The sequence below is a fragment of the Halolactibacillus sp. JCM 19043 genome (assembly GCF_001310395.1).
GTDB lineage: Bacteria > Bacillota > Bacilli > Bacillales > Amphibacillaceae > Halolactibacillus > Halolactibacillus miurensis.
Map to the genome: position 1 here is coordinate 198,250 of NZ_BAXD01000002.1, position 23,329 is coordinate 221,578.

The 23,329-nt window shown below is 39.7% G+C and carries 21 protein-coding genes and 4 pseudogenes; 20 read left to right on the forward strand and 5 right to left on the reverse strand.

Annotation, left to right across the window (positions count from 1 at the left end):
• Window positions 1-327: 327 nt before the first annotated feature.
• From JCM19043_RS02575 to treR, 9 genes and pseudogenes are all read left to right on the forward strand, one after another.
• Entirely contained in the window at window positions 328-1,326 is a 999-nt protein-coding gene (locus JCM19043_RS02575) for an arsenic resistance protein (protein ID WP_062319722.1), read from the forward strand.
• 34 nt (window positions 1,327-1,360) lie between these two features.
• Window positions 1,361-1,798, forward strand: coding sequence for an OsmC family protein (locus tag JCM19043_RS02580; RefSeq protein ID WP_062319724.1), 438 nt, complete (start codon window positions 1,361-1,363; stop codon window positions 1,796-1,798).
• A gap of 123 nt (window positions 1,799-1,921) precedes the next feature.
• Window positions 1,922-3,319 (forward strand): deoxyribodipyrimidine photo-lyase, encoded by a 1,398-nt coding sequence (locus JCM19043_RS02585; protein ID WP_062319726.1) that lies wholly within the window; start codon window positions 1,922-1,924, stop codon window positions 3,317-3,319.
• On the forward strand, window positions 3,316-4,056 hold the full coding sequence (locus tag JCM19043_RS02590) for a tryptophan-rich sensory protein (RefSeq protein ID WP_062319729.1): 741 nt from the start codon (window positions 3,316-3,318) through the stop codon (window positions 4,054-4,056). The genes JCM19043_RS02585 and JCM19043_RS02590 overlap by 4 nt, the downstream gene beginning before the upstream one ends.
• A gap of 301 nt (window positions 4,057-4,357) precedes the next feature.
• A complete protein-coding gene (locus JCM19043_RS02595) occupies window positions 4,358-4,951 on the forward strand; it encodes a YpjP family protein (protein ID WP_062319731.1) in 594 nt (197 codons plus the stop codon).
• A gap of 211 nt (window positions 4,952-5,162) precedes the next feature.
• Window positions 5,163-5,507, forward strand: coding sequence for a hypothetical protein (locus JCM19043_RS02600; RefSeq protein WP_062319733.1), 345 nt, complete (start codon window positions 5,163-5,165; stop codon window positions 5,505-5,507).
• A gap of 427 nt (window positions 5,508-5,934) precedes the next feature.
• Window positions 5,935-7,371 (forward strand): PTS system trehalose-specific EIIBC component, encoded by a 1,437-nt coding sequence (gene treP, locus JCM19043_RS02605; RefSeq protein WP_062319735.1) that lies wholly within the window; start codon window positions 5,935-5,937, stop codon window positions 7,369-7,371.
• Window positions 7,372-7,491: 120 nt separating this feature from the next.
• Window positions 7,492-9,170, forward strand: a pseudogene (gene treC / locus JCM19043_RS02610) (alpha,alpha-phosphotrehalase).
• Between the two features lie 16 nt (window positions 9,171-9,186).
• On the forward strand, window positions 9,187-9,909 hold the full coding sequence (gene treR / locus JCM19043_RS02615; protein ID WP_062319737.1) for a trehalose operon repressor: 723 nt from the start codon (window positions 9,187-9,189) through the stop codon (window positions 9,907-9,909).
• A gap of 69 nt (window positions 9,910-9,978) precedes the next feature.
• Here treR and JCM19043_RS02620 read toward each other — a convergent pair whose 3' ends face one another.
• From JCM19043_RS02620 to JCM19043_RS02630, 3 genes and pseudogenes are all read right to left on the reverse strand, one after another.
• Window positions 9,979-10,734 (reverse strand): mechanosensitive ion channel family protein, encoded by a 756-nt coding sequence (locus JCM19043_RS02620; protein WP_231631370.1) that lies wholly within the window; start codon window positions 10,732-10,734, stop codon window positions 9,979-9,981.
• Window positions 10,735-10,801: 67 nt separating this feature from the next.
• Window positions 10,802-11,026, reverse strand: a complete 225-nt coding sequence (locus JCM19043_RS02625; protein ID WP_062319741.1) for a hypothetical protein — start codon at window positions 11,024-11,026, stop codon at window positions 10,802-10,804.
• A gap of 37 nt (window positions 11,027-11,063) precedes the next feature.
• Window positions 11,064-11,707 (reverse strand): annotated as a pseudogene (locus JCM19043_RS02630) (hemolysin III family protein).
• A 127-nt stretch (window positions 11,708-11,834) separates the two neighbouring features.
• Here JCM19043_RS02630 and JCM19043_RS02635 point away from each other — a divergent pair.
• The 9 genes and pseudogenes from JCM19043_RS02635 (at window position 11,835) to JCM19043_RS18040 (ending at window position 20,041) form a co-directional block, all read left to right on the forward strand.
• Complete coding sequence (locus JCM19043_RS02635) at window positions 11,835-12,404, forward strand: DUF1836 domain-containing protein (RefSeq protein WP_062319743.1); 570 nt, start codon at window positions 11,835-11,837, stop codon at window positions 12,402-12,404.
• Window positions 12,405-12,535: 131 nt separating this feature from the next.
• Window positions 12,536-13,032 (forward strand): annotated as a pseudogene (locus JCM19043_RS02640) (Lrp/AsnC family transcriptional regulator).
• On the forward strand, window positions 13,029-14,201 hold the full coding sequence (locus tag JCM19043_RS02645) for an aminotransferase (RefSeq protein WP_062319745.1): 1,173 nt from the start codon (window positions 13,029-13,031) through the stop codon (window positions 14,199-14,201). The pseudogene JCM19043_RS02640 and the gene JCM19043_RS02645 overlap by 4 nt, the downstream one beginning before the upstream one ends.
• Before the next feature lie 164 nt (window positions 14,202-14,365).
• Window positions 14,366-16,036 (forward strand): formate--tetrahydrofolate ligase, encoded by a 1,671-nt coding sequence (locus tag JCM19043_RS02650; protein WP_062319746.1) that lies wholly within the window; start codon window positions 14,366-14,368, stop codon window positions 16,034-16,036.
• 372 nt (window positions 16,037-16,408) lie between these two features.
• On the forward strand, window positions 16,409-17,557 hold the full coding sequence (locus JCM19043_RS02655) for a family 43 glycosylhydrolase (protein WP_062319748.1): 1,149 nt from the start codon (window positions 16,409-16,411) through the stop codon (window positions 17,555-17,557).
• Window positions 17,558-17,786: 229 nt separating this feature from the next.
• Entirely contained in the window at window positions 17,787-18,344 is a 558-nt protein-coding gene (locus JCM19043_RS02660; RefSeq protein ID WP_062319750.1) for a TetR/AcrR family transcriptional regulator, read from the forward strand.
• Between the two features lie 39 nt (window positions 18,345-18,383).
• On the forward strand, window positions 18,384-19,523 hold the full coding sequence (locus tag JCM19043_RS02665) for a SulP family inorganic anion transporter (RefSeq protein WP_062319752.1): 1,140 nt from the start codon (window positions 18,384-18,386) through the stop codon (window positions 19,521-19,523).
• A gap of 28 nt (window positions 19,524-19,551) precedes the next feature.
• Window positions 19,552-19,902 carry an STAS domain-containing protein gene (locus JCM19043_RS16715; protein WP_197274725.1) on the forward strand — a complete coding sequence of 117 codons (351 nt, stop codon included), beginning with the start codon at window positions 19,552-19,554 and terminating at the stop codon, window positions 19,900-19,902.
• A 10-nt stretch (window positions 19,903-19,912) separates the two neighbouring features.
• Window positions 19,913-20,041: a hypothetical protein gene (locus JCM19043_RS18040; protein WP_255349925.1), complete on the forward strand. Its 129-nt coding sequence runs from the start codon at window positions 19,913-19,915 to the stop codon at window positions 20,039-20,041.
• Between the two features lie 92 nt (window positions 20,042-20,133).
• On the opposite strand, the gene JCM19043_RS02675 is transcribed toward JCM19043_RS18040, so the two are convergent.
• Window positions 20,134-20,424 (reverse strand): HesB/YadR/YfhF family protein, encoded by a 291-nt coding sequence (locus tag JCM19043_RS02675; protein WP_062319756.1) that lies wholly within the window; start codon window positions 20,422-20,424, stop codon window positions 20,134-20,136.
• A gap of 234 nt (window positions 20,425-20,658) precedes the next feature.
• Between JCM19043_RS02675 and JCM19043_RS02680 the strand changes: the two genes are divergently transcribed.
• Window positions 20,659-21,279 carry a helix-turn-helix transcriptional regulator gene (locus JCM19043_RS02680; RefSeq protein WP_062319801.1) on the forward strand — a complete coding sequence of 207 codons (621 nt, stop codon included), beginning with the start codon at window positions 20,659-20,661 and terminating at the stop codon, window positions 21,277-21,279.
• Between the two features lie 73 nt (window positions 21,280-21,352).
• On the opposite strand, the gene JCM19043_RS02685 is transcribed toward JCM19043_RS02680, so the two are convergent.
• Window positions 21,353-21,925 carry a hypothetical protein gene (locus tag JCM19043_RS02685; RefSeq protein WP_062319758.1) on the reverse strand — a complete coding sequence of 191 codons (573 nt, stop codon included), beginning with the start codon at window positions 21,923-21,925 and terminating at the stop codon, window positions 21,353-21,355.
• 280 nt (window positions 21,926-22,205) lie between these two features.
• Here JCM19043_RS02685 and JCM19043_RS02690 point away from each other — a divergent pair.
• A pseudogene (locus tag JCM19043_RS02690) lies at window positions 22,206-23,286 on the forward strand (MFS transporter).
• Window positions 23,287-23,329: the final 43 nt, after the last annotated feature.

The following is a 23,329-nucleotide window of genomic DNA, read 5'->3' on the forward strand; positions in this document are numbered from 1 at the left end:
AAGAAAAGCAGCACCGACATAGAATATTAGGTGTTGCTTTTTTGTATGTCATATTCAAAAATCTACACATTTTCACTTATCTAATGAATCATTTATACTTGGCACCACATATTAGAGAGAGTCCTATTATTAAGTTTATAAGGCTAAAAGTAACTAAAATACCGGTGAAAACGGATACGAAATTTTTGAGTGTATCATGAGAATGTGTTGATGTTATGTGGTTTTTCGCTGAAAGTGAAAAAAGTTTGTTAAAAGGTTTGACAAACTTCCGGGTACCCCTTATAGTATAAACATACCCCAAGGGGTAAGTGAGAGAGGAGAGAAATTATGAATAAATTATACACATTCCCCCAACGTTACTTGATGATTAGTGTCCCGTTAACTTTGGTTATTGCTTTTATTGTGGGTACGATGGTTGATACGCGCGTTTTGCAACCCGTTGTTCTTTACGCAACAATTATTATGATCTATGCAACGATGATTGGCTTTAATTTTAAACAACTTACGTCAACCCAAGGGACAAAGGTTTTAGTCTTTTCAATGCTCATTAACTTTGCGATTGTACCAGTCGTCGCATACCTACTAGGGGTAACGGTTTTAAGAGAGTATCCGATTATGTTTGCGGGTCTTGCCTTATCAGCGTTATTGCCAACGAGTGGTATGACCATTTCTTGGACAGCGCTGCATAATGGAAATGTTCCAGCAGCCGTGAAGTTAACGATTTTTGGTTTGATCTTGGGATCATTACTGACGCCGTGGTACTTACTTGCGATGGTTGGTCAGTTAGTGGAAGTTGATATTCTTCAAACCTTCCGTACCATCATTACGGTAGTATTTGTTCCGATGATTCTTGGACATATTACTTTTAAGATTCTAATGAAAAGAATGACCATGCAAGAGTTTAAAACACGAGTGAAACCAGCTTTAGGTCCTCTGAGTATTTGGGCAATGTTATTTATTGTGTTTGTGAGTGTCAGTGCACGAGCAAATATGATTCTCAATAATTTAGAATTGATTGTGATTGCAACAGCCGTTCTCATTATTTTTTATGTGATCAATTTTGCGATTAGTACTTTCTTCGCGGTGAAATTCTTTGACCGTGGTGATGGGATTGCCTTGGTTAACGGAACAGTATTACGTAACTTATCAATTGCGATTGGTTTAGCTGTTGCCTCATTTGGAGCAGAGGCAGCATTGATTGTTACGATTGCGTTTGTTGTCCAGCAACAAGGGATTGCTTTGTATGGTAAAATAGCCTTAAGTCGTTGGTTTAAAAAAGATCAAAAAGAGGAAAGAAATACTGTGAATAAGCCGGTTCAGGCTTAAATATATTATAATTTTGAAAAGGATGGTTAACATTATGCAAAAAATGAAATTCAACGTAAGAGCAGAAAACGAAGGTTTAGCAATCACTGCAAAAACAGGGAAACACGAAATTGTCTTAGATGAAGGCGCACAAATGGGTGGAAAAGATTCAGGTCCTAACCCAATGCAAAACGTCTTAGCTTCACTTGCTTCATGTGAAAATGTGACGGCACATATGGCCGCAAAAGAAATGGCGTTCGATCTTCAAGGTCTGTCATTCAACATTTCAGGTTCATTTGACCCACGTGGTTTCATGGGTGACCCAAGTGTACGTCCATACTTCGAAGAAGTATCTGTTGACGTTACCGTGACAACGTCTGAATCAGAGACACGTATTAAAGAATTACAAGAAAAAGTAGAATCTCGTTGCCCTGTTTACACAATGTTTAAAGCAGCTGGTGTTGAGATGAACGACAACTGGGTTAAAGCATAAGTTAGCTTCACACTCAAATGATTTCTACAATCAGAAGTAGCCACTTTGTGGTTGCTTCTTTTTTTTGTTTTTTAAACCGTAAAAAAGGGTAAACCTAATAAGTAGCAAAAGGAGGTATTGATTATGCGCATCCTCGTCTTATTTAGACGCGATTTACGTCTGCTTGACCATCCTGCTCTTGCAGAGGCAGCCCGTGATGGGGAGATTGTCTGTGGATACATAAAAAAAGAATCACTCACGTCAGCCCATGACTACTGGACAATGGCACACGTTGCTGATATTAAGCAGGCGCTGAATCGCGAAGACGTTCCGTTTCTTTTAGGAGAGGGTTCCGTTGTTGAACAAGTAAATGCGTGGTGTGATCGGTATGATATTGATGCGGTATACTTTAACCGGTCTTATCTACATGACGAGATTGAACGAGAAGATGATCTCATCGATTCGCTTGAAAATAAGGGGATTAAAACAAAGCGTTTTGTTGGAGATGTCTTAGCTAAACCAGGGAGTGTGTTAACGGGTAAGGGAGAGTATTATAAAGTCTTTACGCCATTTTATAAGGCACTAAGACAAAAGCCACTCATTGAACCTGTTAAAAAGCCAACCACTTTTTCTGGCTTATCCATCGAATCTGATGACATTGCATTTAAAGAACCTGCTTGGTTTAAAAAGCTTCTCAACCACTATACTCCAGGGGAACATGTGGCAATTGAGCAGCTTAATACATTCTTAGAGCAGGCTCTTAGTCGCTACTCTGAAGGGCGAGACCGCCCGGCACGTAAGGACACCTCTCATCTTTCTGTTTATTTATCTGTCGGTGCTATCAGTCCAAGGGTCATATACCAAGCGGTGATGGCGTATGATGAAGTAGGACCACGAGTCGATAAAGAAAAAGAAGCATTTATTCGACAACTGATGTGGCGAGATTTTAGTTATCAACAGCTTTATCAACATAAAGAGGCGGAGACGAAAGCGATGAGGGAAGAATTTGACCGATTTAACTGGGAGAATAATCAGGCAGAAATTGAACGATGGAAAAAAGGTCAAACGGGTTATCCATTGGTGGATGCGGGTATGCGAGAGTTATATGAGACCGGCTATATGCATAACCGTGTTCGAATGGTTGTCGCCTCATTTTTAGTGAAACACTTACTCGTGGATTGGCGGGTTGGTCTTGATTATTTTGAACATACTTTACTTGACCACGACCGGCAAAACAATGCGCTCGGTTGGCAGTGGGTGATGGGGTCTGGTTTTGACGCGTCACCTTACTTTAGAATTTTTAACCCAATCACCCAAGCGGAAAAGTTTGACCCAGATGGCGACTATATTAAACGTTTCGTACCAGAACTGAGACAGCTTTCTGGTCAGGCACTCTTTCGCCCGTTTGAAGCAGATGAGGCGGAGTTGAAGCGCTTTGGGGTTGTTTTAGGAGAAGACTATCCACATCCGATTGTCGATCATAAATCAGCAAGAGAACGGGCGCTTTCGCGCTATCAAGAAATAAAGGAGGCATCATCATGATAAAAATTTGGATAAATGTATTGACGCTTATATTCGCTTTAGTTTTAAACGGTCTTGCGACCGCGCTACCCCTTAATGGCATTGATACAGGTGCTATTTCAGATCGATTGGACGTTCTTTTTACACCGGCAGGGTATGTGTTTAGTATTTGGGGTGTTATTTATATAGCCCTTGTAATTTGGACACTTAGACAATTTAAAAGCGATCAACGAGAGCGGGCCGTGTATCAGGATACGCACGTGCTATTTTGGTTGATTAATTTACTTAATGGAATCTGGCTCATCACCTGGCATTATTTTTACTTCGGTATCGGGGTTATTATTATGGTTCTGTTACTTGTCTTACTCATTGGGATGTACAATGTGATTAACCAAGTGAAGGACAAGGCTTTCGATCGGCTACCCTTTTCACTGTATCTCGGTTGGATTAGTGTCGCAACGATTGCAAATATCAGTTATTACCTTACTGAGATCGGTTGGAACGGCTTTGGTATAAGTGATGAGATTTGGGCAGTAGCGTTACTTATTATTGCGTTTGTTCTAGCAACTTGGTTCCGATATAGCCAGTCAGATATCGTTTATCCACTCGTCTTCATTTGGGCGCTTATCGGTGTGGGCATTGAAAACCAAGGTGTCTCCGAGCTTGTCAGTATGACCAGCTTTATCGTCAGTGCGTTACTCGTGATTGTCATTCTTTTTGTTAAAAAGAAAAAGCATACGCTGAGTTTCGGACGTTAAAAAGTTATCCACTTATAAACATTAAGGGTGTGTGTAACGGATAACGTTACACGAAAAGTTAAGTTATCCTCAGTGTTATCCCATGAAGTTGAATAACTTATGAGAGAAAGGTAATCAAAACACGTTATCCACATGTGGGTAACGTGTTTTTTTACATATTGCCAAGTAAACTGTAGAAAAACTGTGTAAAACTTATCATTTTTATAACAGTTCTGTTTCATTAGTGAATCCTGTTTAAAAGTATGCTAAGATGATGATAGTAAACGTTTTCAGAAAACGTATGGAGGGAGGAATAAGGCACGTGAAATTATGGGTTAAAAAGTTGTTTGTCGCAACGGTTGCCGCTTTAACGCTAGGTATGTATGTACCGTCGATTGATTTAGAAGTGAATGCTGATGTAGACAATAAAGACATAGAAGAAAGTAAAGAAACGCTTGATAGATCGCGAATCGTCCATACGCCAACTGAACCTGAACAATATCCTAGTTCAATTGTTACCTCAAAAGAAGAGCTCGTAGAACAAGCAATGGAGCGAACACTTGAAAAAATCGGTCCGCGAACAATTAAACCCATTGAACGCGAAGTGACCTATGAAGTTTTACCACAAATTGAAACAGTGATGCATGCCATCGTAGATAAATACGATCCTGATCAGTCATTTAGATTATCACTCATTGAACATAAAACACCAGGTTATGGTGAAAAAATCTTTGATGTCTATGATGAAAAAAATGAAAAGATTGTGGCTAAGTTTCATGTGAGACGTGATAATAAACCACTAGATGGTTATTTCTTTAATTTCCATTATCACTTAGAAGATGATGATTTTGATCATCACTATCCAATCGCAGAAGTCTGTTACGGTAAAAATACACCACCGAAATGGATGAGTTAAAACACGAATGAAAAGTAGACGCTTTTTGTTCGTGTTTTTTTGTACCCAAATGTAATGCGCAGCATTCGCCTTAGAACAATTTACAGGTGCTAATCAGCCTGGATTGTCAGCTGAAGCTTATAGCTTAACAAGAATTTAATCCAATTAGGTGTTTGATTTTATCCCGTTAGGGAAACAATTACTATCAAACTTTTTAAGGAGTGATAGTAGTATGAGTAAACACGTTCAAGTATATTTTCATGATGAGAGTGAGGCAGAAGCATTTAAAGCAACGCTCGCAAAATATTCAACACAAGATGTTTTCGTTGATGAAATCGAACATGACGATGGTCGAATTCTGGTTATGCCAACGCCACCGGCAACATCATCTGCTGCAGGTGTACCGCCAGTAAAAGTATCAGAGAAAAGTGCGGGTATGGCGATTGGCTTTGAAAAATCTGATGATGATCGCCCGAGACGAGCGGTTGTTGATTTTAAAGTGTCAGAAGCTGACTATCAAGCCGTTATTGAAGAAGCACGAAAAAACGACGGGTTGCTTGATCAAGCAAATATTTAATGGTTTTGTCACTTTTTTCGACTTTCGACTTGATTCACTTGTCTATATAAGATTTTGAGTTTAACACTTAATTTAAAACAAACCTCTCTCATCCTTTGATTTGTAAAGGTTTAGAGAGGTTTTTTCTTGATTGGAAAAGTGAGTACTATTTTGCTTTTTTAGATAGCATGAAATTATGTTAATTTTTTAATCCTATTGAATCATCGTTCGTTTGAAAGTCAAATCGTTAATGTTGCTGATCAGCCAGACGGATACTTTTGTAGGTTCATTTATAGCCATCTTCAGATGTTTAATATTTTTTTAACTTCCCCCTTGACTAACTTGTCTATACAAGATACAATGTAAGCGTCATCAGTTATCTTGTATAGACAAGTTAACATGCCATTATTTATATTTTAGCTTTCATATTAGAAAGGGGTAAGGAAAAATGGGTCAATACGAAAAAGCGTCAAAAGAGTTATTAGAACTGATCGGCGGTAGCGAGAACATCAATGTTGTGACACACTGTGCGACACGTATGCGTTTTGTGCTAAACGACACAGACAAAGCCGATGCGAAAGCCATTGAGGATTTAGACATTGTCAAAGGAACATTCACGAATGCCGGACAATTCCAAATCATTATTGGGAACGAAGTCTCTAAGTTTTATAATGAGTTTACGAAGATTGCCGGGGTCGATGATACATCGAAAGATGATGCGAAAGTTGCCGCAAAGCAAAATTTGAATCCGCTTCAACGGTTAATCTCTAACCTCGCGGAAATCTTTACACCACTTATTCCAGCCTTAGTTGTTGGGGGTCTTATTTTAGGTTTTAGAAATATTATCGGTGAAATTCCAAACTTTGGTCCAAATGGTGACCAAGCGCTCGTTGAATTATCACAATTTTGGTCAGGAACGAATCATTTCCTTTGGTTAATAGGAGAAGCGATCTTCCACTTCTTACCGGTCGGTATCGTCTGGTCGATCACCCGGAAGATGGGCACCACTCAAATTCTTGGGATTGTTCTTGGTCTCACGCTCGTTTCACCACAGCTCTTAAATGCGTATGGTGTAGCAGGTGCTGAAGAAATCCCGGTATGGGATTTCGGATTTGCGACGGTTGATATGATTGGTTATCAAGCGCAAGTTATTCCAGCGATTTTAGCCGGTTTTGTGCTTGCCTATCTAGAGATTTGGTTACGTAAGATTATTCCAAACGTAGTCTCGATGATTTTTGTACCATTCTTTGCGTTATTACCAGCGGTTATTGTTGCCCACGTTGTTCTTGGACCAATCGGTTGGACAATTGGTGATTGGATTTCTACTGTTGTTTATAACGGTTTAACATCCGGCCTTGGTTGGTTATTTGCTTCAGTCTTTGGTTTCCTTTATGCTCCACTCGTGATTACTGGGCTTCACCACATGACGAATGCCATTGACCTTCAGTTAATGAGTCAATTTGATGGAACGATGCTGTGGCCAATGATTGCGTTATCAAATATTGCGCAAGGTTCAGCCGTTGTGGCGATTATTCTTTTACACAAGAAAGATGAAAAAGAACAACAAGTATCGATTCCAGCAGCGATTTCTTGTTACTTAGGCGTAACAGAACCGGCGATGTTTGGTATTAACTTAAAATACGGCTTCCCATTCCTTGCCGCTATGGTTGGTTCTGCGATTGCAGGTACTGTTTCAGTCGCAAGTGGCGTTATGGCAAACTCTATTGGTGTCGGAGGTATCCCTGGATTCCTATCCATTCAAGCACCAGACTGGTTCATGTTCTTCGTTGCGATGGCGATCGCGATTGTTGTTCCAATTGTACTGACAATGATCTTAGCGAAGTCACCAATGGGTAAGAAAACGTACGAACGTTTAGGAAAATAAATGCTCACCCACAACCATTCCGACTTTCTCGGGATGGTTGTTAGCGATTTAAATTAGGAATAGATAAAAAGAAAAATGAGACAATCTACAAAGTAACCAATAGAAAAAGGGGTCGATAACATGCATGAACCATGGTGGAAAAAATCAGTTGTGTATCAAATTTATCCAAAAAGCTTTAACGATACAACCGGTAGTGGAACGGGAGATATTGATGGCGTCATAGAAAAGCTCGATTATTTAAAAGAACTTGGTGTCGATGTGTTATGGCTAACACCAATTTATGACTCACCGCAAAAAGATAATGGGTATGACATTCGCGATTACTACTCGATTTTCCATGAATACGGGACAATGGAAGACGTGGACCGCTTACTGGATGAAGCGCATAAGCGTGAACTCAAAGTGATCTTTGATATTGTTGTGAATCATACGTCAACGGAACACAAATGGTTTGTTGAATCAAAGAAAAGTAAAGACAATCCTACCGGGACTTTTATATTTGGAAAGATCCTAAAGACGGGAAAGAGCCGACCAACTGGGAATCAAAGTTTGGTGGAAATGCGTGGCAGTATGATGAAGCGACCGGTCAGTATTACTTACACTTATTCGACGTTACTCAAGCTGATCTAAACTGGGAAAATGACCAAGTGAGAAATCATGTCTATGAGATGATGACTTACTGGGTTGATAAAGGTGTCGATGGTTTTAGACTGGACGTTATTAATTTAATTTCTAAAAATCAAGCCTTTCCTGAAGATGACTCAGATGGACGTAAATTTTATACCGATGGCCCGAAAATTCATCAATATTTACAAGATATGCATGAACAGGTCTTTAAAGATAAAGATCTCATCACGGTTGGTGAGATGTCATCAACGTCCATCGACAACTGTGTTAAATATACCCATCCTGACCGAAATGAACTATCTATGACGTTTAGTTTTCACCATTTAAAAGTCGATTATCCTAACGGGGAAAAGTGGACAAAAGCGCCGTTTGATTTAGCCCAATTAAAAACGATTCTGACCGACTGGCAAGTTGGGATGCACGAAGGTGGTGGCTGGAATGCGCTCTTTTGGTGTAACCATGACCAACCACGTGTCGTCTCACGTTTTGGTGATGAAGGAAAGTATCATAACCGCAGTGCAAAAATGCTTGCGACGACGCTCCACATGATGCAAGGGACCCCGTATATTTATCAAGGGGAAGAGTTTGGGATGACGAATCCTAACTTTGAGTCAATCGATGATTACCGTGATGTTGAATCACTCAACACGTACCGAATGATGACAGAGCGTGGTGTATCTAAAGAAGAGGTACTAGACATCTTAAAACAAAAATCTCGTGATAACGCTCGAACGCCGATGCAGTGGAACAGTTTAGCACACGCAGGCTTTACTGATGGCACGCCGTGGATTGACGTCGCCCGCAACTACAAAGAAGTGAATGCAGAAAATGCCTTAAAAGATATAGACTCTATTTTTTATTACTACAAGCGCCTCATTCAGCTAAGAAAAACTGAGCCTATCATCACTGATGGAAAATACCGGTTGATTTTAGCGTCAGATTCTGATATTTTTGCCTATGTGAGAGAAATGGATGAGGAACAACTTGTCGTGTTAAACAATTTCTACGATCAAGAGGTCACCTATGATCTAACACATGAAGGGATTCTAAGTAAGGAAGCTCGGGTGTTAATCAGTAACATGAATGACCAGCAAGGCGATACTAAAACAGGTGTCTTACGCCCTTATGAATCGGTTGTTTACCACATAAAGTCATCTATCTCAACTAAGTGACTAAAGGAAGATGATGATGAAAAATAAATACTTGGTAATCTACCAAGACTTACTCGAACAAATAGAAGATGGCATTCATCCGGTGGATAGTTATTTACCAAGTGAAAACGAACTGAAAGGCCAGTATCAAACGTCAAGGGAAACGGTACGAAAAGCGCTGACGTTGTTATCACAAAATGGCTATATTCAAAAAGTGCGCGGGAAGGGCTCGGTTGTGTTGCCGCAGAGTAAGTTCGATTTTCCAGTGTCTGGTTTAGTGAGCTTTAAAGAATTACGTGATAAGCTCGGAGAAGATATCAATACCGAGGTATTATTTTTAGATACACATGTCCCATCCCGTCATATTAAGAAGCAATTATTAATTGCAGATGACGATACCGATACGCTTGTGACAACGGTCATACGGGCGCGGGAAATTAACGGAGAAAAAGTGATTTTAGATAAAGATTATTTCTTAGCTGAGAAAATTTCAGGACTAACCGAAACCATCGCCAAAGATTCCATCTATCAACATGTAGAAGGCACGCTCGGTTTGTCGATAAGTTTTGCGAAAAAAGAAATCACGGTCGAGGATCCGACAGAAGAAGATCGTGAGTCACTGGATTTAGACGGCTTTCATAACATTGTCGTCATTAAAAACTATGTGTATTTAGAGGATGCCACACTGTTTCAATATACCGAATCTCGTCACCGACCGGACCGTTTTCGTTTCGTTGATTTTGCGAGACGTCATCATTAAAGAAAAGACCGATCCAAACCCTTAATATAGGACTTGGAACGGTCTTTTTGTCTGATGCTTATGATGATGTTAGTGTTCTTTAAGATCACTGAGTAATTTTTGATCAATAGATTTGACGTGTAAGTCGCGCTGAGGGAATGGAATCTCGATGTCATGCTGATTAAAGGTACGGAAAATATTAAAATTCACACTCGATTTGATACGCATAAACTGTTTCGGATCTTGAATCCAAATGAAGAGTTCAAAATCAAGTGATGAGTCACCAAAACCAACGAAATTGACAAATGGTTCTGGTGTCGTCAGAATCGTCTCATGTTTGTTGCTTTCTTCTTCAGCCACAGACATCAAAAGGGCTTCTACTTTGTCGACATCGCTGTCATAAGAAACACCTATCGGTACGACGAGTCGCATCTCGGGTGCCGCATAAGAGCGGTTCACAACATGTTCTTCTAAGAAGTAAGAATTAGGCACGATGATATGTTCATTATTTATCGAGCGAATAATCGTTGCACGCATATTGATCTTCTCAACGTCTCCAATAATCTCTTCCACAATGACCCGGTCACCGACTTTAATCGGTCGCTCAAATAAGAGAATAATCCCTGAAATAAAATTCGAGGTAATGTTCTGAAGACCAAAGCCAATCCCAACCCCTAACACACCCGCAAAGACGGTCAAAGCACTTAAATCAAGACCAACCATAGACGTTGTCACCAGCACCGCGATAATCATTACTACGTAATGAAATAAACGATTAAAGGTATACTGAATGCCAACGTCTAATTGATAGCGGGTGAAGACTGTCGGTAAAAATTGTTTCGTCAAAACTTTAGACAAATGATAGGCCAGTGTTAACACAAAGAAGCTGACGATGAGTAAATTGAGGTCGACATCAAACTTCCCGAATGAAATGAACGTAGGTTAAAAATGGCTTCCCTTGATAATACGTCAAGATGAAAATGATAAAACTATAGATGCTGAGCCAATGACCAAAGTGCGAGTCAGGTATCTTCTTTCTGATCAAACGATTAAGTAATGGCGTTAACACGAGAAGCCCGGCCGCAACGATCAGCGGGATAAGTAAATATTGATTGATAAAAAGCCAAACCGATTCCATGACGGTGACACATCCTTTTTTAAAGCTTGATTCTAGTTTAAAGGACGTAGTAGTTTATCGCAAGGAAATGACAAAGTGACCCAGCTAAGATAAACAAGTGAAAAATCTCATGGAAACCGAGATGATTAAACTCAAGGGATTTAGGTTTGATCGCATAAATCACGCCACCTAATGTATAGATGACCCCGCCTAAAACGAGATAGACAAGACCCGCTGTCTCGATATGGTCGGCTAATGGTTGAAACACAAACACAATAATCCACCCCATGCCGATATAGAGAAAAGTGGAAATGATCCTTGGACAATGGAACCAAATGAGTTTAAAGCCAATCCCGCTTAAGGCGATAGCCAAATCGCGATAAGTAGCGGAATCCCAATCGAATCACGCAACGGGATTAAACAAAACGGCGTATACGTTCCAGCAATCAAGACAAAAATCATCGCGTGATCGACTTTACGTAACCAACTAATGACCGTAGGTGAGGCTTTAATGCCGTGGTAGATGGTTGATGCACTATACAGTAATAAAAGAGAGACGCCGAAAATAATGACCGAGATCGTCGCTGTCATGGTTTCGGTTTTAACTAACATGACAATCATAGCCACTGCGCTTAAAATAATACCGAAAAGATGTGTCAAGCTATTGAGTGGTTCGCGAAAAAAAGTGTGCATAAATATCATAACCCCTTTATGTAGTTTCTAATACTATGTATAATCATACACCTTATTTGAAATCTGTCAACCTTTACTACATAAGATTGTTTCGTTATAATGATGCTAAGAGAACAGAAGAAAAGGATGACGATAAATGACTTCAGATAAAGATTATCAAGCCATAATTGAACGAGACATGATTCCTGATTTAGATTTATATATGGATCAAGTGAGACAGTTATTTGAAAAAACATATGCCGATCATACGCGTGATGATAAAGAGAAGATTTTAACGAAGACCATGATCAATAACTATGCCAAAAGTAAACTCTTACCGCCCATTGTGAATAAGAAGTATCAGACAGAACATGTTATGTTGATTCAAATGATTTATCAACTAAAAGGGGCACTCTCACTTCAAGACATTGAAACCGTCCTATCTTACATTTCCCCGTCAATCGAAGATGAAAAGAAGCGGAATCACGTATATGATGACTATGTCACATTAATGAAAAAACAAGCGCGTGATGCCGTTGAGATGAAAAAGGCAATGGAAGCGGACTTAGCTCGAGAAGAAGAGTCATTAGCTGACTTTTTTTCCATCGCTAGCTTAGTTCAGTTGAGTGCGGTGTTTCGCAAAATGGCAGAAGATAGAATTGATACGTTAAGTGAAGAGAAAACTCAAACAGAGACAAATGTATCAAAACATGACCGAGACTCATAAAGTGTAAGAGTTTTCAAATAACTTTTTTATAAATCGATCGAAAAGTTATTTACCTCGCCTAGGAAGTATAGTAAGATTAAGATTATTTTATGCTGCTTACATTTGAAAATAGAAGTGAAGGGGTGTTTTACATGACTGAAAAAGCACTTGAAATGTTACGTTTATTAGAGAAAAATGCCGCTTATTCTAATGAATTATTAGCGGATTTACTAGCCATCTCAGTAGATGAAGTAAAAGTTTTACGAAAAGAACTCGAAGACCAAGCTGTTATTTTAGGTTACCAAACATTGATTGATTGGACAAAAGTATTAAACACCGAGCTCGTCACAGCGATGATTGAAGTGAAGGTGACACCAACGCGTGGCAAAGGCTTTGATCAAGTTGCTGAGCGGATTTACCGCTTTAAAGAAGTAAAGGCTCTCTATTTAATGAGTGGCGGTTATGATTTATCTATTACCATCGAAGCTCAGTCGATGATGGAGATTAGTCGGTTTGTATCAGATAAATTATCGACGCTTGATTCGGTGATGTCAACCGTGACCCACTTTATTTTAAAGAAATATAAACACGATGGGTTATTTTTGATCAAGACAATGACCCCGATCCAAGAATGATGGTGACACCATGAGTGAGCGGTTTATCGCAGAACATATTAAGACGTTAAAACCATCTGGTATTAGACGCTTCTTTGATTTAGCGCAATCAATGGAAGGTGTTATTTCCCTCGGTGTGGGTGAACCAGATTTTACGACACCGTGGTCCGTGATTGAAGCAAGTTACCATTCATTAGAACGCGGTTTTACGGCTTATACGCCTAATGCGGGTTTACTAACATTAAGACAATCGATTAGTCGCTTTTTAGATACACGTTTTCAAGTGCGTTATCAACCTGAAGATGAAGTGATTGTGACGGTTGGTGCGTCACAAGCAATTGATCTAGCTTTTCGGGCGATTCTTAACCCGGGGGATGAGGTGATTGTCATGGAACCGAGTTTTGTTTCTTATATTCCTACAATCACCCTTGCGGGTGGGGTGCCGGTAATCGTTGATACGTATGAGAAAGATGCGTTTAAGTTATCAAAAGAGGCAGTTGAAGCGGCGATCACGGAAAAAACAAAAGCGATTCTCATCTGTAGTCCGAATAATCCAACAGGAGCCGTCTTAAGTCGAGAAGACTTAATCGGTATTAGTGATGTGATTAAGGGTCATGACTTACTCGTTATTTCTGACGAAATTTATGCTGATCTCCTGTATGATGACACGTACACGAGTATGGCGTCAATGGAGGGTATGAAAGAGCGGACGTTACTTGTATCCGGTTTTTCTAAAGCTTTTGCGATGACGGGCTGGCGACTAGGCTATGTATGTGGTCCGAAGGACTTAATTGCACAGATGCTTAAAATACATCAATATACGATTATGTCAGCCCCAACGATGGCGCAATACGGTGCGATTGAGGCGTTAGAAAATGGTTTAAGTGAAGTTGAGATGATGAAAGAAAGTTACAAACAACGCCGAAATTATGTTGTTAAAGCTTTAACGAGAATGGGGCTAAGCTGTCACGTACCAGGTGGAGCGTTTTATGTCTTTCCTTCCATCAAGTCTACCGGATTATCGTCTAGTGACTTTGCTGAACAGCTATTAATGGAAGAAAAAGTGGCAGTAGTCCCTGGGAGTGTCTTTGGAGATAGTGGCGAGGGTTATATTCGTTGTTCTTATGCGGCATCGATGAAACAACTGACAGAAGCAATGGATCGGATAAGCCGTTTTCTTGATAAGCTTAAAGCAAAGGAGTAAAAAACCTTTGCTTTTTTTACACCCTTATTTGTTCATTGATTCACAAAAAAGATGAAAAAATAAAAAAATATAAATTAACACTTAAAATTCAATAGAATGATGTTATAATACGAATGATTAAATAAAAAAACATAAAAACGTACGATTTTAAGGAGGGGCTATGCATGCTGTCAGATTTAGCTATCGCAAAACAATGTCAGTTACAACCGATTGAGACCATTGCCGATCAAGTCGGACTTGATCAAGCATTCTTAGAACAATATGGGAAACATAAAGCCAAAGTGTCACTTGATGTGATGGAGACGGTAAAGGATAACGAAGAGGCGAACTTAATTCTTGTTACATCGATTAATCCAACGCCTGCGGGTGAAGGCAAATCAACGGTCACCGTGGGTCTTGCCCAGGCAATGAAGCAATTAGGACACAGTGTGAGTTGTTGTTTACGTGAACCATCACTCGGTCCTGTGATGGGTCTTAAAGGCGGGGCGACAGGTGGAGGATATAGCCAAGTCGTACCGATGGAAGACATTAACCTGCATTTTACAGGTGACATTCATGCGATTACGGCCGCAAACAATGCATTATCTGCCTTTATTGATAATCATATTTTTCAAGGAAATGAACTAAACATTGACGTGCGCCGGATTACGTGGAAGCGGGTGGTTGATTTAAATGACCGTGCTCTGCGTCAAGTGATTGTCGGTCTTGGTGGCGTGAAACAAGGTATGCCACGTGAAGACGGTTTTAATATTACTGTTGCTTCGGAAATTATGGCGATTCTTTGTCTTGCGACAGATTATGATGATTTAAAGAAGCGGCTTAATCGGATCATTATCGGCTACAATACAAGTGGTGATCCCGTGACAGTTGAAGACTTAAATGTAGGCGGGGCATTAACGTTATTACTAAAAGAGGCGTTTAAACCTAACTTAGTCCAAACGTTAGAAGGTGTACCGGCGTTTATTCATGGAGGGCCATTTGCAAATATTGCGCATGGTTGTAACAGTGTTGTTGCGACGAAGATGGCATCGAAACTTACGGATTATGTTGTGACTGAAGCAGGGTTTGGGGCTGATTTAGGTGGTGAAAAATTCCTAAACATTAAAGCACGACAAGCAAATCTCGACCCAAAAGCGGTTGTGATTGTCGCTACCATTCGAGCCCTTAAGATGCACGGTGGCGTTAAGAAAGACCAACTGAATGAAGCGAATGTTGAAGCACTACTAGACGGATTGCAAAACTTAAAGAAACATACAGAAACGATTGCGGCTTTTGGTCTACCATTTGTAATTGCGATTAATAAATTCACAGCTGATACCGATGAAGAGATTCAAGCGCTGACTACTTGGTGTCAAGACCATGGCTTTAAAGTCGCGCTGACAGATGTCTGGGCCCAGGGTGGCAAAGGTGGACAGGCGCTGGCGAAACTCGTCGTAGAAACCATCGAGGAAGAGCAGGCAACCTTTAGACCGCTCTATCATTTAGAGATGACATTGGAAGAAAAGATCGAAGCTGTCGCTAAAAAGGTTTACGGGGCGACACATGTTGACTATTCAACCCAAGCAACAGAAGATATCGCGAGGCTTAAAGAACAAGGCTATGGCAATTTAGGTGTTTGTATGGCAAAGACACAATATTCACTCTCAGACGATCCGATGAAGCTAGGACGGCCAGAAGACTTTACGATTACGATTAGAGAATGTCGCCCGTCAATTGGCGCAGGTTTTATCGTCTGTCTCACGGGAGATGTCTTAACGATGCCTGGTTTACCGAAAGAACCGGCAGCGCTTAAGATGGATATAGATGATCAACACCAAGCGATTGGTCTATTTTAATACAAGCAAGAAGACGAAGAGGAGCGGATGTCTGTTTAAGACGAAGCTTCTTTTTTGTTTTTTTTTTTCCTTAGCTCGGATCTATACGTTTTTCCTTTTTGTTACATTCTTTCTTTCCCCCACTTAAATATCACATCTGGGTAGACAATGATTGTCATTAAATTCTAAGAGGATGTATGATGCCTAATTTCCCTACATCCTAACAATAACAGTGATCGAGTAAATGAAGTGTCACACTGATATACATACGGATAAGTATAAAATATTTTATATTTAATAGTTACTTATATGTACGTTTATGTTAAAATGAAAACGTCATCAAAAATAAAATAAAAGCCAAGGATAGCTGAATGAAAGAAAGGAAGAAAAGATATGAAAATTACACATGTTGAACCCGTAGAAGTACACGTCGCAAAAGGAAGTGTTCCTAACTTGCCAAAAGAGGTTACCGTCACACTCGATAACGGCATTAAAGCACCTTATCCAGTTGAATGGTCAGCTATAGATTCAGTTGAATCTGATATAGAGGTATCCGGACAAATTAAAGTAAATCAGTTTAAAAAACCATTTATTGAACAACGTGCTGACCCTTATTTGTATAAGCATACGGATGGGTACTACTATTTTACTGGCTCATATCCACTCTATGATCGGATTGTGCTGCGCCGTAGTCAATCACTCGATGCCTTGCCAGAAGCAGAGGAAAAGGTAATCTGGGAAGCGCACGAATCTGGCATTATGTCGGAACATATTTGGGCGCCAGAACTTCACTTCATTGACGGTAAATGGTATATGCACTTTGCGGCTGGTGAAAAAGAAGATGTCTGGGCGATTCGTCCTTATGTCTTAGAATGTACAGCGGATAACCCGCTTGAAGGTGAGTGGGTTGAAAAGGGACAAGTTAATACAGAATTCCAAAGTTTCTCACTTGATGCGACAACGTTTGAAATTAACGGCAAGCGCTATCTTGTTTGGGCGCAAAAAGTAGAGAATGAAACCATCTCTAATCTATACATTGGTGAAATGGAAAATCCTTGGACGATTAAAAATCAAGTGTTATTGTCAACACCTGAATACCCTTGGGAAAATAGTGTGTTTTACGTTAATGAAGGAGCCGCTTGCATTAAGCATGGTGGAAAAGTTTACATTGCCTTCTCTGGTAATGCGACCGATCATACGTATGCGGTCGGTTACCTTGTCGCAGATGAAGGCGCTGACTTAACGGATCCAACGGTTTGGACAAAAACTAAGGAACCGGTCTTTGTGACAAGTGAGGAAACACAAGAGTATGGTCCCGGTCATAATAGCTTTAGTAAAGATGAGGATGGTTATGACATTATTGTCTATCATGCTCGTCCATATAAAGAGATTAAAGGGAATTCATTGTATGATCATAATCGACATGCGAGAATTCAGCGACTATTTTGGCAAGAAGACGGTACCCCGTTCTTTGGTACGCCTGGTGATCAAGTTGAACCAACTGACTTAGCCGCAACCGCGATAATTAAAGTAAAAGAATAAGAAATAGAAGTAAAACAGCCACAACTGAATGGTAGTCAGATGTGGCTGTTTTTTTGTGGGCTGTTTTCTTAAGGTCTTCGTGTTTATTTTTTAATCGAGCTTTATGGTGTCCTTGTGAATCAAACATTCGTGAGAATATTTGTTGAGGGAGTTCAATTTAGGGTTGCGGTTATTTACCAAAAGGTTTAAAATAGCATTACCTACCGAACGATAGGTTGGAGGTGAAGAAATGAAAACGAAACGCGCGATTATGACGGGGGCTTTTCAACTATTTGCTGAAAAAGGCCTTGCGTTTAGTATGAGTGAAATTGCTGACTACGTCGGTATTAAAAAGGCGTCTATTTATGCACACTTTTCTAGTAAAGAAGCCATGCTAAAAGCTGTCATTGAAGCAGAAAGTGAAGGTTACTTTTTGCTAAATGCGAGTCAGAAAGACTTAAAAACAATTTTTTTTAATATTCTAACGTATCATAGAGAAGATACGTCACGGGCTTTGTTTTGGAAGCGGTTATTAATTCTTCCACCAGAAGCAATGGAGCGGACTGTGATGGATCAAATTCATCAACGGTTAGACGATCGCTTTGATCTGGTGCGCGAATTAATAAGCTATGAAAGCGATGAGGGAAAAGTAGCGAGTGATAAAGTAGACATGCTAACGGTCATGTTTTTTTCACTGATTCATGGCCTATTATCAAGTGAACTCATTTATACGACAACCGATATGTCACACATGTATGAAGATATTTGGCAACAATTTACGTTAAGTATGTATCAAAGTAAGTCGTAAAACCGTTGAGAAAAAAATAAAGAAATCAGGGATACAGTTATGTTAAAACCGAAATTATTTTCTATTTTAAAGCATAGAAAGACCGAATTAACTAAGGAACAAGTTATGAAAGATATTATTGCAGGAATGGTTGTTGCGATTATTGCTTTACCATTATCAGTCGCCTTGGCCATTGCTTCTGGTGTGACACCTGAAAAAGGATTAATCACCGCCATTATCGCTGGCTTTATTATTTCATTTTTAGGTGGCAGTCGTGTTCAGATTGGGGGGCCAACGGGCGCCTTTGTGATTATTGTCTTTGGTATTATCGCCGATTACGGTCTTGAAGGTTTGACAATCGCTACAATCATGGCCGGTCTCTTTATGATTCTATTTGGTCTGATTAGATTAGGTGGGGTCATTCAGTACATCCCTTATCCGATTGTGACCGGCTTTACGAGCGGGATCGCGGTGGTGTTATTCTCTACCCAAGTGAAAGACTTTTTAGGTCTAGAAATAACAGAGGTTCCCTCTGACTTTTTCGGGAAGTGGGGAGCTTATATTAGTCAGATTGATACCGTTGATCTAACAACATTAGTCGTTGGTGGATTATCACTGTTAATTATTGTGCTGTGGTCGAAAGTGACGAAGAAGATACCTGGCTCATTGATTGCCTTAATTGTTTCGACGGCGTTCGTGCATTTCTTTGATTTACCCGTTAAGACGATTGGTACTGAGTTTGGTGATATATCGCGTCGGATAACGTTTGTTGATTTTTCGTCGTTTGATTTATCACTTACAACCATTACCGCGCTTCTTCGTCCAGCGTTAATGATTGCCTTTTTAGCCAGTATTGAGTCATTATTATCCGCTGTTGTTGCTGACGGGATGATTGGGAAGAAACACCAATCCAATATGGAGTTAATAGCTCAAGGAATTGCGAACATCGGTTCAGCCTTATTTGGTGGCATTCCAGCAACAGGTGCTATCGCAAGAACAGCCGCCAATATTAATAACGGTGGGAGAACCCCGATTGCCGGAATGGTCCATGCGCTTGTGTTACTGGTGATGATGTTAGTTCTCATGCCGCTTGCGAAATTAATTCCAATGACAACTTTAGCGGCGATTTTAGTTGTGGTTAGTTACAATATGAGTGAATGGCGCTCATTTAAAGCTATTATTTCATCAACAAAAAAGTGATGCGCTCGTCTTATTGCTGACCTTTTCAATGACTGTGATGTTTGACCTTATTATCGCGATTGAGATTGGCATGATTCTAGCGATGGTTCTTTTTGTTAAGCGGATGATTGAAAGTACGGATTTTCAATTAATCACACACCAATACTTCGAGGAACAAGCGGATGAATCATTTGGTGAAGACATGCCGACCGTTATGAATAAAAATACCGTCGTCTATGAGATTACCGGTCCACTCTTTTTTGGGGTGGCACAGGCGTTTTTAGACGTGTTAAATGAGCTCCATACAGATACAAAGACATTGATTCTAAAACTGACGCACGTGCCGCATATGGATGCAACGGCCTATCAATCGCTCGTATCGATAAAAAAAAAGATGTGAAGAGGAAGGGATGACGTTATTGTTGGCAGAAGTAAAAGAGCAACCATTAGCCTTACTAGAAATCAAACAGTTCTGTCAAGACGCATCGGTCGTCATTTTTCCAACTGTACAAGCGGCGATCGACCATCGCGCTTTTTAGCGTACAAAATAACCGACGCATGATGATCAAGAAAAAACAGCCATGACAGGTGTCCCTGTCATGGCTTGTATTATATGCGTCTTCATGCCTTATTATGTGTGTAGAATATACTCTATTTCTTCTTTCTTCCGACTATACTTCACTTTTAGATCTTGACCATCGAAGAACCAAGCATCTTTTTGTTCAATGAAAAAAATCAGCCCGTCAGCTTGAATGAGACTAATCGCATCTGTTGGTTCATCATTGACAGTAAGGCCGATAGAAAAACCATTATAAGCTTGATAACCGCCTTGTCTGACGTAAAAGCGGACCATTTGACCTTCTGTTAATCCCATCTCACGTTTAAACCAATGGATGGCTGGTTGAGTGAGTGATAGCTTCATATGTATTCATCCCCTTTGTATTCCACTATACCAAAAAATATGACAAATGACGATAATTTTACTGTCTTTCATTAGGTAAAAGTATGTAATTTTCGTGATTTCTGGATTAAGCAGTTGACGATTGGATAGAAAAAAAGTAACATAAAACTGTTCGGTTACTGTGCGGTAAAAACAGTGTAAAAAATGTAGCTTTTTAAATTGTTAAAATTTTAAGAGAAATGGTTGATAAACGATATGAACTTTTATTTTGTAAAAAAACCTTCTCTATTAAGAGATGGCATTCAGGAACTATTAAAACGTCGATTTAACGAAAGCCACATTATTTGCTGTAATCAATTTAATTATGAAGAAATGAATGAAGCGTCGATTATTTTAATCGATGTGAATGAAGCGCTTACGAAATTAGACGACATAGAACGGCTACACAATGAAGGTGTGAAGATCGTCTTATGGGTAGAAGAGCTAGGGCTAAAAGAAGCAAAGCCATTATTTAAAATGGGACTTGAAGGTTATCTTTATTACGACATTGATGAAGAGACACTCGTACAAGCGTTACGTTTCATCTTTGAAGGTAAACGTTACGTCTCGCCGTTACTTGGTGGAATGTTAGTCGATGTGTACCGCGAGTCGCATATCAAGAAAACTAAACCACCTCTTGATTTACTATCAAGACGAGAGTGGGAAGTCTTACAATTACTTGTGAAAGGCTACAACAATGTTCGGATTGCTGATGAATTGTTTTTATCAGACAAAACAGTAAAGAATTACGTGAGCTCCATTTTACACAAGTTACATGTACCTGACCGGACCAATGCTGTCATTAAGGCATTGAAAAAACAATGGCTTTATTTATAAAAAACAACAGCGCACTTTTATATGTCAATCATATAAAGTTTTAGAGCTGTTGTTTTTTTGTCGTGCCCTAAATCTATTGCTCTTGTTCCAATAAAGCTAATGCTTCCTCAACACCAACAACCAGTTGTGTTGTATCTGATACGTGGAGTAACGCAGGCGTTGTCACGATATCAAGTGAATCTAATTCGGTGGGTGAAGGGTTAAAAAAAGCTGTTTGGTGTTGAGCGATAATCTGTTCATCCTCGATAATAAGCTCATATTGGATCTCTGAATCATTTAAGTATACCTCAGGGTCTTCCTCGTAAAACTCCTCACCATCTTCTACGTAACCAATAATAACATCGTTGACATCGTGATGCGTTTCCCAGTCATACCAAAGTTCACGATTATCAGGTTTAGTCATATCTACGACATATAAAGGCAGACGCCCATTTTCTTCATAGTCCTGAATGTCTGCTTCGATCTCTTGGCAGTATCGACACTCTTCTTGCCAAAAGTAGACAAAGTACTCTCCTTCTTGGTTAAACACCTCTGATGAGGTAATGAAGTCATGTTCAGTTTTTGATGTGTTAAAGATAAAGATGAGACTAACAATGACTAAAATAATAATCGCGGTAGATATACCGATCCGTCGTTTGTTTCTCATAACAACTCACTCGCTTTCTTGTTTTAACTATTGTTTAAATATGAAAATCACAGCCGTAGCAGAAAAAAACTTCGATCCTTTCGTGCTGCATCCTCTTTAACTAGTATACCCTAACTAAAAACACTATAAAACAAAACGTCTGAATGCCTTTCAATTCATAACATAAATCGATATAATAGGTTCAATTGGATTGAACGTGAAGGGGAGAAGAATATTGACACATAAAGAATCACTCGTGCCATTGAAAACGTTGCTATTTAGTTTTCATGGTGCGAACACAATGGTAATTAGTTTCTTACCATTATTACTTGCGTATCGAGGTTTATCAGAACAAGAAATTGGGTGGGTATTAGCGGTCGGACCAACCGCCTCCATTGTTTCACAGCCACTATTTGGTTATATCAGTGATAAATTTCGAACAGTAAAGAAAGTGTTGCTTGTCGCGACTGTAGGTCTAATCATTAGTAGTTTCTTTTTCTTCCAGATGGAAGTGTTAGGTGTTTTACTATTTTCAGCTGTTTTCTTTTATTTCTTTTCATCTGCTATTTCGCCTTTAGCTGATTCTTTGGCTCAGCGCCGCTCAAAGGCTTTAGGCATTCCATTTGGGTCGATTAGAACGTGGGGTTCGATTGGTTTTGCGGTAAGTTCATTGGTGATTGGACAATACGTTGATGGGTGGGATTCAGTACTTATTCATTCCTTACGGAATAATGACGATCACACTCCTTTTAGTTACGACACGACTAAAAGATGTAAAAGTCGATACGAAACCGATTAATTTTAAAGATGTCGGGAAATTATTAAAGAATAAACAATTTATCACACTGCTTTTAGTCATGTTTCTTGTGACGATTACGCATAGAACCAATGACAGTTTTATTGGCTTATATATTCGTCAAATTGGTGGGAGAGATAATTTAGTTGGACTTGCTTGGTTTTTAGGTGTTTTTAGTGAGGCGATTGTGTTTATGTTTGCGGGTAAATGGTTCCGTAAGCTTCATCCACTGATTTTCATGATTATTGCGGCCTGGCTTTATACCTTGCGCTGGTTTGTATACGGGATCGTTGCCGACCCGTATGTACTAGTCGTGATGCAAGTGTTCCACGGTTTATCATTTGGTGTCTTTTATGTCGCCTCCTTTGATTATGTGTCACGCCTCATCCCAGAACATATGCAAGCGACGGGGCACTTGATTTATATGACCGTCTTCTTCGGTTTTTCTGGTATTATTGGATCACTCGGTGGAGGTTATGTGCTTGAAGTCTTAGGTGGCCAAACCTTATATATTGCGATGGGTATCATGACGATTGTTGGTTCATTTATGATTGGTGTCTATCACTGGTTTTATAAAAATAGTTAGTAAGGGGTGATGTCGTGGAGCGTTACACTGTTACAGATGTCTG

Excerpts from the sequence above, each read along its gene's own strand:
- JCM19043_RS02650 (WP_062319746.1), top strand. The coding sequence starts at position 14,366 with ATGCTGTCAGATTTAGCTATCGCAAAACAATGTCAGTTACAACCGATT.
- JCM19043_RS02645 (WP_062319745.1), top strand. The coding sequence starts at position 13,029 with ATGAGTGAGCGGTTTATCGCAGAACATATTAAGACGTTAAAACCATCT.
- JCM19043_RS02575 (WP_062319722.1), top strand. The coding sequence starts at position 328 with ATGAATAAATTATACACATTCCCCCAACGTTACTTGATGATTAGTGTC.
- JCM19043_RS02590 (WP_062319729.1), top strand. The coding sequence starts at position 3,316 with ATGATAAAAATTTGGATAAATGTATTGACGCTTATATTCGCTTTAGTT.
- JCM19043_RS02580 (WP_062319724.1), top strand. The coding sequence starts at position 1,361 with ATGCAAAAAATGAAATTCAACGTAAGAGCAGAAAACGAAGGTTTAGCA.
- JCM19043_RS02680 (WP_062319801.1), top strand. The coding sequence starts at position 20,659 with ATGAACTTTTATTTTGTAAAAAAACCTTCTCTATTAAGAGATGGCATT.
- JCM19043_RS02600 (WP_062319733.1), top strand. The coding sequence starts at position 5,163 with ATGAGTAAACACGTTCAAGTATATTTTCATGATGAGAGTGAGGCAGAA.
- treR (WP_062319737.1), top strand. The coding sequence starts at position 9,187 with ATGAAAAATAAATACTTGGTAATCTACCAAGACTTACTCGAACAAATA.
- JCM19043_RS02585 (WP_062319726.1), top strand. The coding sequence starts at position 1,922 with ATGCGCATCCTCGTCTTATTTAGACGCGATTTACGTCTGCTTGACCAT.
- JCM19043_RS18040 (WP_255349925.1), top strand. The coding sequence starts at position 19,913 with ATGACGTTATTGTTGGCAGAAGTAAAAGAGCAACCATTAGCCTTACTA.
- JCM19043_RS02665 (WP_062319752.1), top strand. The coding sequence starts at position 18,384 with ATGTTAAAACCGAAATTATTTTCTATTTTAAAGCATAGAAAGACCGAA.
- JCM19043_RS02625 (WP_062319741.1), bottom strand. The coding sequence starts at position 11,026 with ATGGAATCGGTTTGGCTTTTTATCAATCAATATTTACTTATCCCGCTG.
- JCM19043_RS02655 (WP_062319748.1), top strand. The coding sequence starts at position 16,409 with ATGAAAATTACACATGTTGAACCCGTAGAAGTACACGTCGCAAAAGGA.
- JCM19043_RS02675 (WP_062319756.1), bottom strand. The coding sequence starts at position 20,424 with ATGAAGCTATCACTCACTCAACCAGCCATCCATTGGTTTAAACGTGAG.
- JCM19043_RS02685 (WP_062319758.1), bottom strand. The coding sequence starts at position 21,925 with ATGAGAAACAAACGACGGATCGGTATATCTACCGCGATTATTATTTTA.
- JCM19043_RS02660 (WP_062319750.1), top strand. The coding sequence starts at position 17,787 with ATGAAAACGAAACGCGCGATTATGACGGGGGCTTTTCAACTATTTGCT.
- JCM19043_RS02635 (WP_062319743.1), top strand. The coding sequence starts at position 11,835 with ATGACTTCAGATAAAGATTATCAAGCCATAATTGAACGAGACATGATT.
- JCM19043_RS16715 (WP_197274725.1), top strand. The coding sequence starts at position 19,552 with ATGACTGTGATGTTTGACCTTATTATCGCGATTGAGATTGGCATGATT.
- treP (WP_062319735.1), top strand. The coding sequence starts at position 5,935 with ATGGGTCAATACGAAAAAGCGTCAAAAGAGTTATTAGAACTGATCGGC.